The sequence below is a fragment of the Vibrio halioticoli NBRC 102217 genome, from assembly GCF_000496695.1.
In the GTDB taxonomy this organism is placed as follows: domain Bacteria; phylum Pseudomonadota; class Gammaproteobacteria; order Enterobacterales; family Vibrionaceae; genus Vibrio; species Vibrio halioticoli.
Genome location: NZ_BAUJ01000014.1, coordinates 70,796 through 83,836, shown reverse-complemented (window position 1 = coordinate 83,836; position 13,041 = coordinate 70,796). Strand labels below are relative to the sequence as shown.

The 13,041-nt window shown below is 43.6% G+C and carries 15 protein-coding genes; 10 read left to right on the top strand and 5 right to left on the bottom strand.

Annotation, left to right across the window (positions count from 1 at the left end; translation table 11 throughout):
* Nucleotides 1-63 precede the first annotated feature (63 nt).
* Complete coding sequence (ligA, locus tag VHA01S_RS05855) at nucleotides 64-2,091, bottom strand: NAD-dependent DNA ligase LigA (RefSeq protein ID WP_023403430.1); 2,028 nt, start codon at nucleotides 2,089-2,091, stop codon at nucleotides 64-66.
* A gap of 78 nt (nucleotides 2,092-2,169) precedes the next feature.
* Complete coding sequence (gene zipA, locus VHA01S_RS05850; RefSeq protein WP_023403429.1) at nucleotides 2,170-3,219, bottom strand: cell division protein ZipA; 1,050 nt, start codon at nucleotides 3,217-3,219, stop codon at nucleotides 2,170-2,172.
* Between the two features lie 182 nt (nucleotides 3,220-3,401).
* On the opposite strand from zipA, the gene cysZ reads away from it, so the two are divergent.
* The 5 genes from cysZ (at nucleotide 3,402) to crr (ending at nucleotide 8,163) form a co-directional block, all read left to right on the top strand.
* Nucleotides 3,402-4,157 (top strand): sulfate transporter CysZ, encoded by a 756-nt coding sequence (gene cysZ, locus VHA01S_RS05845; RefSeq protein ID WP_023403428.1) that lies wholly within the window; start codon nucleotides 3,402-3,404, stop codon nucleotides 4,155-4,157.
* A 131-nt stretch (nucleotides 4,158-4,288) separates the two neighbouring features.
* Complete coding sequence (gene cysK, locus VHA01S_RS05840; RefSeq protein WP_023403427.1) at nucleotides 4,289-5,257, top strand: cysteine synthase A; 969 nt, start codon at nucleotides 4,289-4,291, stop codon at nucleotides 5,255-5,257.
* 249 nt (nucleotides 5,258-5,506) lie between these two features.
* Nucleotides 5,507-5,764 (top strand): HPr family phosphocarrier protein, encoded by a 258-nt coding sequence (locus tag VHA01S_RS05835; RefSeq protein WP_017029255.1) that lies wholly within the window; start codon nucleotides 5,507-5,509, stop codon nucleotides 5,762-5,764.
* Nucleotides 5,765-5,889: 125 nt separating this feature from the next.
* Nucleotides 5,890-7,614, top strand: coding sequence for a phosphoenolpyruvate-protein phosphotransferase PtsI (gene ptsI, locus VHA01S_RS05830; RefSeq protein WP_023403426.1), 1,725 nt, complete (start codon nucleotides 5,890-5,892; stop codon nucleotides 7,612-7,614).
* Between the two features lie 39 nt (nucleotides 7,615-7,653).
* Complete coding sequence (crr, locus tag VHA01S_RS05825) at nucleotides 7,654-8,163, top strand: PTS glucose transporter subunit IIA (protein WP_017029253.1); 510 nt, start codon at nucleotides 7,654-7,656, stop codon at nucleotides 8,161-8,163.
* Nucleotides 8,164-8,263: 100 nt separating this feature from the next.
* Here crr and VHA01S_RS05820 read toward each other — a convergent pair whose 3' ends face one another.
* Entirely contained in the window at nucleotides 8,264-9,169 is a 906-nt protein-coding gene (locus VHA01S_RS05820; RefSeq protein WP_023403425.1) for a Dyp-type peroxidase, read from the bottom strand.
* 16 nt (nucleotides 9,170-9,185) lie between these two features.
* Nucleotides 9,186-9,644 carry a DUF2919 domain-containing protein gene (locus tag VHA01S_RS05815; RefSeq protein WP_039970268.1) on the bottom strand — a complete coding sequence of 153 codons (459 nt, stop codon included), beginning with the start codon at nucleotides 9,642-9,644 and terminating at the stop codon, nucleotides 9,186-9,188.
* A 77-nt stretch (nucleotides 9,645-9,721) separates the two neighbouring features.
* Here VHA01S_RS05815 and VHA01S_RS05810 point away from each other — a divergent pair, with 77 nt between their 5' ends.
* Nucleotides 9,722-10,069: a DUF2956 domain-containing protein gene (locus tag VHA01S_RS05810; protein ID WP_039970251.1), complete on the top strand. Its 348-nt coding sequence runs from the start codon at nucleotides 9,722-9,724 to the stop codon at nucleotides 10,067-10,069.
* A gap of 5 nt (nucleotides 10,070-10,074) precedes the next feature.
* On the opposite strand, the gene VHA01S_RS05805 is transcribed toward VHA01S_RS05810, so the two are convergent.
* Nucleotides 10,075-10,353: a winged helix-turn-helix domain-containing protein gene (locus tag VHA01S_RS05805; RefSeq protein ID WP_023403422.1), complete on the bottom strand. Its 279-nt coding sequence runs from the start codon at nucleotides 10,351-10,353 to the stop codon at nucleotides 10,075-10,077.
* Nucleotides 10,354-10,560: 207 nt separating this feature from the next.
* On the opposite strand from VHA01S_RS05805, the gene VHA01S_RS05800 reads away from it, so the two are divergent.
* From VHA01S_RS05800 to VHA01S_RS05785, 4 genes are read left to right on the top strand one after another with little or no spacing between them, the layout of a single operon-like run.
* Nucleotides 10,561-10,911 (top strand): ArsC family reductase, encoded by a 351-nt coding sequence (locus tag VHA01S_RS05800; RefSeq protein WP_023403421.1) that lies wholly within the window; start codon nucleotides 10,561-10,563, stop codon nucleotides 10,909-10,911.
* 21 nt (nucleotides 10,912-10,932) lie between these two features.
* Nucleotides 10,933-12,069: a succinyl-diaminopimelate desuccinylase gene (gene dapE, locus VHA01S_RS05795; protein WP_023403420.1), complete on the top strand. Its 1,137-nt coding sequence runs from the start codon at nucleotides 10,933-10,935 to the stop codon at nucleotides 12,067-12,069.
* 1 nt (nucleotide 12,070) lies between these two features.
* Nucleotides 12,071-12,766 (top strand): M15 family metallopeptidase, encoded by a 696-nt coding sequence (locus VHA01S_RS05790; RefSeq protein ID WP_023403419.1) that lies wholly within the window; start codon nucleotides 12,071-12,073, stop codon nucleotides 12,764-12,766.
* A gap of 11 nt (nucleotides 12,767-12,777) precedes the next feature.
* On the top strand, nucleotides 12,778-13,017 hold the full coding sequence (locus VHA01S_RS05785) for a DUF2897 family protein (protein ID WP_023403418.1): 240 nt from the start codon (nucleotides 12,778-12,780) through the stop codon (nucleotides 13,015-13,017).
* Nucleotides 13,018-13,041: the final 24 nt, after the last annotated feature.

Genomic DNA, 13,041 nt, shown 5'->3' with positions numbered 1-13,041 from the left:
AATATAAAGCAAACATAACGAAATAGGGTCTTAGACGAAAAATCTAAGACCCTATTTTTTTTATTACGCGATACCGTGCTGCTGCATCAAGGCTACCAAGGCTTGTTCGTCTTGCACTTCAACCCCTAAATCTTGTGCTTTGGCTAATTTAGAACCTGCCGCTTCGCCAGCAAACAAAATGTCGGTTTTCTTTGATACGCTGCCAGTCACTTTGGCACCCAGCGTTTGCAACGCCGCTTTGGCATCAGAGCGAGTTAATTGCGACAAAGAACCCGTCAATACCACCACTTTACCTGCAAGCGGTAATTCGCCGGCATCCGCCACTTCTTCTATTTCTGGCCAATGAATACCACTTTCAATCAGCTCAGCAATCACCTCTTGATTTCGCTGTTGGGCGAAAAAGGCTTTGATGTGCTCTGCCACAATCGCGCCGACATCAGGCACTTCGAGTAGCTGCTCAATAGTGGCGCTTTCGATGTTAGGTAAGCTCTTAAAGTGCTGCGCTAAGTTAGCCGCTGTTGCCTCGCCCACTTCACGAATGCCTAGCGAATACAAAAAGCGCGCTAAAGTTGTTTGTTTAGATTTTTGCAGCGCATCAATAACGTTCTGGGCCGATTTTGGTCCCATTCTTTCTAAAACAGTAATGCGACCTGCGCTGAGTTTGAAAAGATCGGCTGGCGTTTTCACCATTTCTTTATCGACCAATTGCTCAACCACTTTATCGCCTAAGCCATCAACGTCCATCGCTTTACGAGACACAAAGTGCTTTAACGCTTGCTTACGTTGCGCTGAGCACACCAAACCGCCAGTACAGCGAGTCACCGCCTCACCTTCCGTGCGTTCTGCATCTGAGCCACACACTGGACACACTACAGGGTAAATGATCTCTACCGCATCTTCAGGGCGTCTATCAAGAACCACTCCCGTTATTTGCGGAATGACATCGCCAGCACGACGAATGATCACTGTATCCCCAATGCGCACCCCTAAACGCTGAATTTCATCCGCATTATGCAAAGTGGCATTACTGACGGTTACCCCGCCAACAAACACAGGTTGCAGTTTAGCAACAGGAGTAATCGCGCCGGTACGCCCTACTTGAAACTCAACGTCGTTAAGTAAGGTCAGCTCTTCTTGAGCAGGGAATTTATAGGCAATCGCCCAGCGAGGCGCTCTAGCCACAAAGCCTAGCTGTTCTTGGCGCTCGATATCATCTAACTTAATCACCACACCATCAATTTCATAATCAAGTTGATCGCGGGTTTCTAAAATATGTCGGTAGTAAGCGATCACTTCGTCTAAAGTATCCACCTTGCGTACCGCAGGACACATAGGTAAGCCCCAACCTTTTAGTTGAATAAAGCGTTGGTAGTGACTCTCAACCAGTTCGCCCCCTTCTATCACCCCTACGCTATACGCATAAAACCCTAAAGGACGTTTTGCGGTAATGCGAGAATCCAGCTGACGCAAACTGCCTGCGGCGGCATTTCTTGGGTTAGCAAACGGCTTTTCACCTTTGGCCAATGCTTGCTCATTAATACGTTCAAAACCCGCTTTAGGCATAAAGACTTCACCGCGCACTTCTAAGCGGGTTGGAAAGCCTTCGCCTTGCAGTTTCAATGGAATAGCGCTGATGGTGCGTACATTTTGCGTAATATTTTCGCCGGTGGCACCGTCACCACGGGTTGCTGCTTGTACCAAAACCCCGTTTTCATACATTAAGCTCACCGCTAGACCATCTAGCTTAGGCTCACAGCTGAACGCACCAAGATCATCACTGTTTAAACGGTCTTGCATGCGCTTATAAAAAGCCTTTAGTTCATCATCATCAAATGCATTATCAAGCGATAACATAGGCACTTGATGGCTTACTTGCGTAAAGCCTGACAGTGGCGTGCCGCCAACACGTTGCGAGGGTGAATCTAGAGTAACTAACTCTGGATTACTTTCTTCTAGTTCAAGCAGTTGACGCATTAAGCGATCATACTCAACATCGGGGATCTCTGGGCTATCCTCAACGTAATAACGCACTGCATGATAATGCAATGATTCAGAGAGCTTAGCGTGTTGTTGTTGAATAGAATCGGACATAAGGGTTTCTCAAAAATTGGGAAAAGAAAAGGCTCTTATGCAGAGCCCTTTTTTACTATTTAACTGTTAACCAGTGAACTAGATAATGTTGCTGGTTTCTTTTGGCTCTTGGCGATGAACAAACTCTTGGATCTGACGTTTGTACGCATCGATACGATTACGAGTCATTAAAGTGCGTTTGTCATCTAATACGTTGCCACTTAAATTATCCGCTATCATCTGCGCAGTATGCAGCATGATCTTAAAGTTCTGCTCAGGGTCGCCATAGCATGGCAAGGTCATGAAAAACGAAATCCCTTTAGTGGTAAATTCCGCCGGATCGTCATGCGACAATGTACCCGGCTTAAGCATGTTCGCCACGCTAAATAAAACCTTACCTGTGCCTGCGCTATCCACATGGCGGTGGTAAATATCCATAGGACCGTAGTGCAGGCCGTGTTGTTCCATGCTAATAAATAAGTCACTACCAACAAAGTCTTCACTGCCACGTGCTTCAACGTGCAATACCAGCACTTCCATCTCAGGTTCTTCAACCTTAGCAGGAGCTTCAGGAACCACTTCCACTTCTGGTTCAACTTCTGGCTCTGTTACCGTAAATGCACTATTGCTATTAAAGCCTGCATTGGCTTCATCCGTCGCACTAAACGGCGTCGTGATAGGCGCTTCAGATACCGGCTCTTTGGTAATAAAAGCAGACGATGGTTTATCATCGTGCTTAGAGTATGCATCAGAGCTAATAGTAATAGTAGGTAGCTCATCAGGCTTCACCGTTACCGTAGGTTTAACCACTTCTGCTGGCTGATGCGCTTTACTAAATTTATCACCCTGCGCTGTTTCTAACAGAGGGTCGCCAATATCATCATCAAAACCTGAGAAACTTGGCTCTTTCTTGTCATTCTTTGACGTTACCTTCACCACTTCAAAATCATCTTCTGCAGCGGGTGTTGGTTTAACTGAATTAGTTTGAGATGCACTTGATCCCGATAACGGCTCATCATCAAGTTTGCTCAGTGGCTTATCTGAAAATCGACCACTTTGTTCTCGTTTATTCGTCCATAAACCATGGATAAGTAGGCCCGCGATGGCTAAGACACCTACGACTATCAATACGATTCGCAATTCCTGCATTTTTTGCTCTCTGCTTTACTCTGGTGAGACACCGAGATTGGGTGACTTAAACTACTTTAACAAAACTCTGATGTAGAGTTGAACCTTTTAACAATATCTATGTACTTTATGCTGTGATTTTGAGCACGCTTTTCTTATATTAGAGCTAATCCGCTGAAAACTCAGTATTTGGGACGAATAAGATGCATCAAAAATTACACACAATGTCCGGTTTCGGTTATTTCTTTTCTGGATTTAAACTGGCTATGCAACCAGGTTTACGTCGCTATGTTTTTATGCCACTACTCATCAATATTATATTAGTGGGCAGTGCGTTATTTTATCTATTTAGCCATCTCAATCAATGGATAGAACAATGGATTGGGGTGTTACCTGAATTTTTAAGTTGGTTGAGCTACATATTGTGGCCATTGCTAACCTTAACTATTTTAGCCACCTTTTCCTACTTCTTCAGCACTTTAGCCAACTTTGTGGCTGCCCCTTTTAATGGGTTATTAGCGGAAAAAGTGGAACAGCAACTAAGCCCAGAGGGCATGCTAGAGCAAAGCGTCACCGACTTAATCAAAGATGTACCAAGAATATTAGGTAGAGAATGGCGAAAACTGGTCTATTTACTGCCAAAAGCTATCGGTCTTTTCCTTCTATTACTGATTCCAGCCTTTGGTCAAACGGTAGCGCCTTTCGTATGGTTTATTTTTACCAGTTGGATGCTGTCTATTCAATATTGCGACTACCCGTTTGATAACCATAAAGTCGACTTCAATTCGATGCGCTTCGCGCTCAAAGCCAAACAAGGCAAGGCTTATGGCTATGGTGCGATGGTGGCACTATTTACCTCTATTCCACTCTTAAACCTGATAATCATGCCTGTTGCCGTTTGCGGTGCAACCTTGATGTGGGTCACAGAATTCAAACAAGATCAGAAAGTTAGCTATTAGATATAACGTTTTATTCCTTTGTTAGAGTCAAGAACGGCTCTATTCTAAAGGCGTATGATTTAACCAATCAAATTACCGAATAATATAGAAACCCTAATACAATTAGCGTGTTAACCCACAAGGAAGCAAGCATGAGCAAGATTTACGATGATAATTCTCAAACTATTGGCAATACGCCTCTCGTTCGTTTAAACCGCGTCAGCAAGGGTAATGTTCTTGCTAAAATTGAAGCTCGTAACCCTAGCTTCAGCGTGAAATGTCGTATCGGTGCCAACATGGTTTGGGAAGCAGAGAAATCAGGTGCACTAAAAGAAGGCATTGAACTTGTTGAGCCAACCAGTGGTAACACGGGTATCGCGCTTGCTTATGTAGCAGCAGCTCGTGGTTATAAACTGACTCTAACTATGCCTGAGTCTATGAGTCTTGAGCGTCGTAAACTTCTTAAAGCATTGGGCGCTAACCTAGTGTTAACAGAAGCGGCAAAAGGCATGAACGGCGCTATCGCGAAAGCGGAAGAAATCGTTGCAGCAAATCCTGAATCTACCTTGCTTCTACAACAATTTAACAACCCAGCAAACCCTGAGATTCACGAAAAAACCACGGGCCCTGAGCTTTGGGATGCCACTGATGGCGAAATTGACGTGCTTGTTTCTGGTGTGGGTACTGGCGGTACTATCACAGGTACAACTCGTTACCTTAAGAAAACAAAAGGCAAAGCAATTACTGCCGTAGCCGTTGAACCAGCAGAGTCTCCAGTCATCAGCCAAGTTCTCGCTGGTGAAGAAGTGAAACCAGGTCCACATAAAATTCAAGGCATCGGCGCAGGCTTTATTCCTGGAAACTTAGATCTTGAACTTATCGACAAAGTGATCACTGTGACCTCTGATGAAGCAATTGAAATGGCTCGTCGTCTAATGGAAGAAGAAGGTATTCTAGCGGGTATTTCTTCAGGTGCAGCCGTTGTTGCAGCAAATAAAGTTGCAGAACTTCCTGAATTTAAAGGAAAAACAATTGTAACTGTACTTCCTAGCTCTGGTGAACGTTACCTAAGTACCGCTTTGTTTGCTGGCATATTTACTGAGAAAGAAAATCAGCAATAGCCACAAGAAAACTGTGCTCAAATCAAATTTTCAGCCAAAAAAGCCCCTTTCTGGGGCTTTTTTATTGATTAGTGTTCAGCATTTGGTAGTATTTCTAGGCTTTATTTTTTACTTCAAAATAAAAGAAGCGAAAATTTAGGCTGTAATTAAAAGTCATAAGAACTTACTCAGCCAAGGTCACGAGCCAATTCATTTATAATTGAGACTTGGACTTCAAAACATAATCTAAATATCAACGGGGTATATCACATGTACGAGAAGCAAGTAGAAATCACTGCAGAAAACGGTCTTCACACTCGCCCAGCGGCGCAGTTTGTTAAAGAAGCTAAATCATTTGATGCAGATATCACTGTGACTTCTAACGGTAAAAGCGCTAGCGCTAAGAGCCTATTTAAGCTTCAAACTCTAGGTCTAGTAAAAGGCACTATGGTTACTATTTCTGCTGAAGGTCCACAAGCTACTGAAGCTGTTGACCATCTAGTAGCTCTAATGGATGAGCTGCACTAAGAGCCTACGTTCATATTATAAAAGCCACTTTGTTGTTCCCAGCTAAGTGGCTTTATTGAAATAGACTCTACAAAAGCTAAAAAAATTAGTTACCCGCCCACAATAGACCAAGTTAAGGTAAAGCTATGATCTCAGGCATTCTAGCATCTCCAGGTATTGCTTTTGGTAAAGCACTACTACTTCAAGAAGATGAAATCGTTCTAAACAAAAACAAAATTTCAGCCGACCAAGTTGACTCTGAAGTACAGCGTTTCTATGACGCTCGAAACAAATCAGCTGCGCAACTTGAAATCATCAAGCAAAAAGCACTTGAAACTTTTGGCGAAGAAAAAGAAGCGATCTTTGAAGGTCACATCATGCTTCTTGAAGATGAGGAACTGGAAGACGAGATCCTTACTCTTATCAAGAGCGACAAACTTTCTGCTGATTTTGCAATTTACTCAATCATCGAAGAACAAGCGACTGCGCTTGAATCTCTAGATGATGAATACCTAAAAGAGCGTGCAACGGATATCCGTGATATCGGTACTCGTTTTGTTAAAAACGCACTAGGTATCAACATTGTTTCTCTAAGTGACATTGATGAAGAAGTTATTCTTGTTGCTTACGACCTAACGCCATCTGAAACAGCACAAATCAACCTAGATTACGTTCTAGGCTTTGCTTGTGACATCGGCGGCCGTACGTCTCACACCTCTATCATGGCGCGCTCTCTTGAGCTTCCTGCGATTGTGGGTACTAACGACATCACTAAACAAGTGAAAAACGGCGACACTCTAATCATGGATGCGATGAACAACCGAATCATCGTAAACCCAACGGAAGCAGAACTAGACGAAGCGAAACAAATTCGTGATACGTTCCTCGCTGACAAAGCAGAACTTGCTAAATTAAAAGACCTTCCAGCAGTGACTCTTGATAACCGTCACGTAGAAGTATGTGGCAACATCGGTACTGTTAAAGACTGTGACGGTATTATCCGTAACGGTGGTGAAGGCGTTGGTTTGTACCGTACAGAATTCCTATTTATGGACCGTACTTCTCTTCCAACAGAAGAAGAACAATACCAAGCCTATAAAGAAGTGGCTGAAGCAATGGCAGGCCAACCAGTGATTATCCGTACTATGGATATCGGTGGCGATAAAGACCTTCCATACATGGATCTTCCAGAAGAAATGAACCCGTTCCTTGGCTGGCGCGCAGTTCGTATCAGCTTAGATCGTCGTGAAATTCTACGTGATCAACTTCGTGGTATTCTACGTGCATCAGCGCACGGCAAACTAAGCATCATGTTCCCTATGATTATCTCTGTTGAGGAAATCCGTGAACTAAAAGCTGCTATTGAAGAATATAAAGCTGAACTTCGTGCTGAAGGCTTAGCATTTGACGAAAATATTGAAATCGGCGTAATGGTAGAAACACCAGCAGCTGCCGCAATCGCTCACCACTTAGCTAAAGAAGTTTCTTTCTTTAGTATTGGTACAAATGACTTAACTCAGTATACTCTAGCAGTAGACCGTGGTAATGAGCTTATTTCTCATCTATACAATCCACTATCACCAGCAGTGTTAACTGTGATTAAACAGGTGATTGACGCTTCTCACAAGGAAGGTAAGTGGACTGGGATGTGTGGTGAATTAGCGGGCGACGAACGCGCAACACTCCTTCTACTAGGTATGGGCTTAGATGAGTTCTCTATGAGCGGCATCTCTATCCCTGCAGTTAAGAAAGTGATTCGTAACGCACACTTCTCGGAAGTAAAAGCAATGGCAGAAGAAGCTCTGCAAATGCCTACTGCCGCAGAAATCGAAGCGCACGTAGCGAAATTTATCGCGGATAAATCAAACTAATAATATAATTTAATAGAATAAACTGCTTAGGAGCATGTAATGGGTCTGTTTGACAAACTTAAGAAGCTGGTATCGGACGAAGGCAACGCTGCAGGTTCAATCGAAATCATTTCACCACTATCTGGCGAAATCGTTAACATTGAAGATGTGCCTGATGTAGTTTTCGCTGAGAAAATTGTTGGTGACGGCATCGCTATCAAACCAACTGGCAACAAAATTGTTGCTCCAGTGAATGGTACTATTGGTAAAATTTTTGAGACCAACCATGCGTTCTCTATCGAATCAACTGACGGTATTGAACTATTCGTTCACTTTGGTATCGACACTGTTGAACTTAAAGGTGAAGGTTTCACTCGCATCGGTTCTGAAGGTCAAGAAGTTAAAGCTGGTGATACTATCATCGAGTTTGATCTTGCATTCCTAGAAGAGAAAGCGAAATCTACTTTGACTCCAGTTGTTATTTCTAACATGGATGAAATCAAAGAACTGAACAAACTTTCTGGCGCAGTAACTGTAGGTGAAACTCCAGTACTACGTGTAACTAAGTAATTTCTACTTAGATTCAAGTGATTAAAAACGCAGCCAATGGCTGCGTTTTTTTATGCTTGTAAATCAGCAACTCCTCAACGAGTAAGGAGCGCTTATTAAATTAAGCAACTACTAAGTTTTTTAGCATAGTTTGGCTAGGAGCAAAGAAGTATGCGCCTGTTACCGCTTTAGTGTAATCAAGCAGTTGATCGGTCTTGCCGTCGACTTGGCCATACATGCTTTCTAGCATTGCAGTAAAGTTATGTACGGTTTTACAGTAAGCGATGAACAGCAAACCGTGCGGGCCAGAAACTGTGCCGTATGGCAGGCTGTGACGAACGATTTTAAGGCCTTTGCCTTCTTCTTTGATGTCTACTCGGCCTACGTGTGATTGCGCCGCTACATCGTCTAGCTCAACAGAATCTTCTTTGGTGCGACCCACGATTTTTTCTTGCTGTCCAACTGACAATTTATTCCATGCCGGTAAGTTGTGCTCAAAGCGCTGCACCATAATGTAACTGCCACCAGCAAATGGACCTTCAGGAATCAAAGCCACTTCTGCTCTTTCTTCGCCCTCTGGGTTCTCAGTGCCGTCGATAAAATCGGTCATATCACGAGAATCAAGGTAACGATAAGAATAAGTTTCATCAACAATTGCCACTTCTTCAGACACTTCTGACATCAGTTTGCGTAGCAAGTAGAAATGCAAGTCATGACGATGAGAGTGACAATGCAAAAGCACGTCTACTTCGGTACTTGGCGCAATTTGATCATCACATTCAAGCACTGGGAATGGCACAAGTTCACTTGGAACTTCTTCAGAAATGCTGCTGCTCCAAAACTGATGAGAAAACGCAATGCTGGTTGCTAGAGATGCACCCGGTTGGTTTGCGTTGATTTCCTCAACCCAACCATCTACTTTTTGTAGCGCTGTTAATACTTTGTTTTTGTCGCCCGTGACCTTCATAAGGACATATAAAGCAAATGGGCTTGGCTCTGGAACTATAGCCGCTTGAGGTTGAATCATAATTACTCCGTTCAAACTAGTTATCGGAAATACTTTGGAAACAGTCTTTTACTCGTCGGCTATTAAATAGATAAATGATTATCCAACTTAAGCCAACAACAGAGAGGGCACTCCCCCAACTAAACTGACCATCTTGTAGTGATATATAATGCAACTCTAACGCGAGTTGCGAAACGCTAAGCAGAATGGAAACAGCTCGTCCTAATCCAATCAACTTATTTAACCAATGTCTGTCTGGGTTTCTGAGCCCTATCACCCACATGAGTAATAAACTAGGAACCCCCATACACATCATCATGTATAAACTGGATGAATTTGGATAGATCATCGCCAGTATATCACTGCCGCGATCTTTGGTTACTCCAGCCAAAGCAAACACTATCCATCCACGAGCCAAAAACAGCCAACATAGCCACAACCAAAACGGTGCTTTTAGATAGCCATTTTTATCATACTCTTCAATCAGGTACCGCACACTACTCACTTTATATTGAGGCATTTATTTGTATTTAAAGGCATAATTAACCTCAAATCTTTACTTACTAAACGCTTATGAAGAACAACAATACAACTGTATCATCCCAAACCCAGCAACAAGCTATGCAAGTGGCTAAAGCGACCCAAAAACCAGGGCAAACTAAAGAGCAAACCAAGCTGATTGCTCAAGGAATTGAGAAGGGTATCGCTGAATATAAAAAACGTCAAAAACAGAAATCACGAGACGCCGATAAACTTAAAAAACAAAACCTTAAGAAAAAACAACAGCAACTATCAACGCCAGACAATACGCCATCTGCTCAAGATAACGTATCAACAGCTAAGTCGAACCGACTGCCTTGGGTTTTGTTGGTCATTAGTTGGGTAGGATTTATTGCCTATACCCTACTCACCTCGCACTAATAACGCTAAGAAAGGTGTGAAACAATTGTGGTTGTATTGCCAGCAACCCACTCTTCATCCAATGGTCCCCAATCTGAAACCTGATAATAGCCGTCATTATGGCGGCGACCATCTTGGATAAAACACAATGATACCCCGATCCCAGGCAATGCTTTTAACACGTCTTGGATTGTACGGCGAGGCCAACCAGTATATTCCACCAATTTAGGGACATTTGGACGCTCCATACTTGCGACCAAATGCGCAAGATATAAACGACGAGCAAAAACAGGATTGAGTTCCATTGCTACCTCCAAAAATAATTTAACAATTATTGCGAATATCTAAGATAGGAACTTGCGTCTGATCAAATAACCGCAACTTATGTCTATATTCATCTGTTTTTCTATTCTTGTTTCTCGTTCTGCACAAACTCAACTTGACTTAGTGATACACCGCACCGGAATTGTTTGATAGGATTCTACTTTCGATAAACGCACTAAGGACAGACGATGAGCGTAATTATGTATGGTATCCCCAACTGCGATACCATAAAAAAAGCCAAGAAATGGCTGCAAGAACATCAAATCGAATTCACATTTCATGACTACCGCAAACAAGGCATCACCAGTGACATGGCTCACGAGTTTTGTGACCATTTAGGCTGGGAGTTAGTATTAAATAAACGCGGTACCACCTATCGTCAACTGGATGATGAGCAAAAACAATCCCTCAATCATGACACTGCCATCACTCTTCTAGTAGAACATCCTGCGATGATTAAACGTCCTATCATTCGTGTTGGTGAACAACTGCATATTGGCTTCAAAGCCGATCAATATGACCGTATTTTTAACGTTTAATCCCCATATTAAGGAAATAGGATGAACTCCAGTCCCGTTTTAGATTTAGCTATCGATCTTATCAGCCGTCAGTCTGTCACTCCTGAAGATGCAGGATGCCAACCATTAATGATTGAACGCCTCAAAGCACTGGGCTTTGACATTGAAATTATGCACTTTGACGACACCCTTAACCTTTGGGCTCGTCGAGGCACACAAGCACCATTATTTACCTTTGCTGGACACACAGACGTTGTGCCTGCGGGTAACTTAAACGACTGGAACACACCACCGTTTGAACCTACTGTCGTTGATGGCTACCTGTATGGTCGTGGCGCTGCCGATATGAAAGGCTCACTGGCCTCTATGGTCGTCGCGGTAGAGCGTTTTATTGCTGAGCATCCTGACCACAAAGGTTCTATTGCCTTTCTTATCACCTCAGATGAAGAAGGCCCGTTCATCAACGGCACAACGCGCGTTATTGACACACTGACTGAGCGCAACGAAATCATTGATATGTGTATTGTCGGCGAACCTTCAAGCACAGATTATGTGGGTGATGTAGTGAAAAACGGCCGTCGCGGCTCTTTCACTGGCGAGCTAACCGTAAAAGGCATTCAAGGCCACGTTGCTTACCCGCACATTGCCAAAAACCCGATTCACCACGCACTGCCAGCGCTAACGGAACTGACGCAAATTGAATGGGACAACGGCAATGAGTTTTTCCCGCCAACAAGTTTCCAACTGCCAAACCTAAACGGCGGCACTGGCGCGAGCAATGTGATTCCGGGTGAAGTACATGCCATGTTTAACTTGCGCTATAGCACCGAAATCCACCACGAACAAATCAAAGAACGCATCTATGAAGTCTTAAATAAATACGACTTTGATTACGATATTAAGTGGACCTTAAACGGCGAACCTTTCCTAACCGATACGGGCGATCTGCTTACTGCTGTAGTTGATGCGGTCACTACCGTAAATGGTAAAGCGCCACAACTATTGACCACTGGCGGCACCTCTGACGGTCGCTTCATCGCTAAAATGGGCGCGCAAGTGATTGAATTAGGGCCAGTCAACGCCACCATTCATAAAGTGAACGAGTGCGTAAAAGCCGAAGATTTAGACCTGTTAGCGGATATGTACCAAAACGTATTGGTTAACCTACTAGGAAAGTAACATGAATGAGACTAGCGATTGGACCCAGCAGCAATTAACCGGTATTGATGAGTCACACCTTACCGCTATCACTATTGATAAGCGTGAGGTAAAGGTTCATCAAGCCGTTAGTGAAGCTCTTTTATCGCTAGTTCATCATGCGGCGCAACACGGTTTTGAACTGAGCATCGCCAGTGGTTTTCGCGATTTTGAGCGACAAAAAATGATTTGGAATAACAAGTACCTAGGCGTGCGACCTATTCTAGACATTGATGGTAATCCACTCGATGCTCATTCTCTTGCCCCGTTGCAGCGCATTCATGCCATTTTAAGGTGGTCAGCACTGCCTGGGGCAAGCCGTCATCATTGGGGCTGTGACTTTGACCTTTATGCTAAGAACCTGCTTCCAGAAGGCGTACAGCTACAACTAGAGCCTTGGGAATACTTACAAGGACATCAAGCGCCCTTCTATGAGTGGCTACTCACTCACGCTCCACAGCACGGCTTCTTTTTCCCCTATGCCAAAGACAAAGGCGGCGTTGCAGTAGAACCATGGCACCTAAGCCATCAAGCCACTTCTGACAAAGCATTAGCCACCTTCAACAGCCAAATGCTTGCTGATATTTTGCGCCTTAATCCCATAGAAGGTAACAACGAGGTATTAATGCACCTCGATAAGATCTACACTCAATATGTCAGCAACATCACCACTTCGTAGGAAGGTCACTCATGCTCGTAGACCTGTTATTTAACCCTTGGGTCATTATTTTCATCGCCGTTAGCGTTGTAGCGGGTAACATAGCCGCGCTCAAATACACGGCAAATATGAAAGTAGGCACTATGTCTAAGCAGCAAAGAGACGACATAGAAAAACTAAAACAGCTCGATGCAGAACGTCAAAAACAGACCAATAAGAACTTGAAAGATAAAAGCCCAGCCGATGGTGACTCGGAAAGTGGTGAGGAGTGATTTTGTTAAAAATAGGCTGTTAAA

Excerpts from the sequence above, each read along its gene's own strand:
- zipA (WP_023403429.1), bottom strand. The coding sequence starts at position 3,219 with ATGCAGGAATTGCGAATCGTATTGATAGTCGTAGGTGTCTTAGCCATC.
- VHA01S_RS05835 (WP_017029255.1), top strand. The coding sequence starts at position 5,507 with ATGTACGAGAAGCAAGTAGAAATCACTGCAGAAAACGGTCTTCACACT.
- VHA01S_RS05820 (WP_023403425.1), bottom strand. The coding sequence starts at position 9,169 with ATGATTCAACCTCAAGCGGCTATAGTTCCAGAGCCAAGCCCATTTGCT.
- ligA (WP_023403430.1), bottom strand. The coding sequence starts at position 2,091 with ATGTCCGATTCTATTCAACAACAACACGCTAAGCTCTCTGAATCATTG.
- ptsI (WP_023403426.1), top strand. The coding sequence starts at position 5,890 with ATGATCTCAGGCATTCTAGCATCTCCAGGTATTGCTTTTGGTAAAGCA.
- VHA01S_RS05785 (WP_023403418.1), top strand. The coding sequence starts at position 12,778 with ATGCTCGTAGACCTGTTATTTAACCCTTGGGTCATTATTTTCATCGCC.
- VHA01S_RS05805 (WP_023403422.1), bottom strand. The coding sequence starts at position 10,353 with ATGGAACTCAATCCTGTTTTTGCTCGTCGTTTATATCTTGCGCATTTG.
- cysZ (WP_023403428.1), top strand. The coding sequence starts at position 3,402 with ATGCATCAAAAATTACACACAATGTCCGGTTTCGGTTATTTCTTTTCT.
- VHA01S_RS05790 (WP_023403419.1), top strand. The coding sequence starts at position 12,071 with ATGAATGAGACTAGCGATTGGACCCAGCAGCAATTAACCGGTATTGAT.
- cysK (WP_023403427.1), top strand. The coding sequence starts at position 4,289 with ATGAGCAAGATTTACGATGATAATTCTCAAACTATTGGCAATACGCCT.
- crr (WP_017029253.1), top strand. The coding sequence starts at position 7,654 with ATGGGTCTGTTTGACAAACTTAAGAAGCTGGTATCGGACGAAGGCAAC.
- dapE (WP_023403420.1), top strand. The coding sequence starts at position 10,933 with ATGAACTCCAGTCCCGTTTTAGATTTAGCTATCGATCTTATCAGCCGT.
- VHA01S_RS05810 (WP_039970251.1), top strand. The coding sequence starts at position 9,722 with ATGAAGAACAACAATACAACTGTATCATCCCAAACCCAGCAACAAGCT.
- VHA01S_RS05800 (WP_023403421.1), top strand. The coding sequence starts at position 10,561 with ATGAGCGTAATTATGTATGGTATCCCCAACTGCGATACCATAAAAAAA.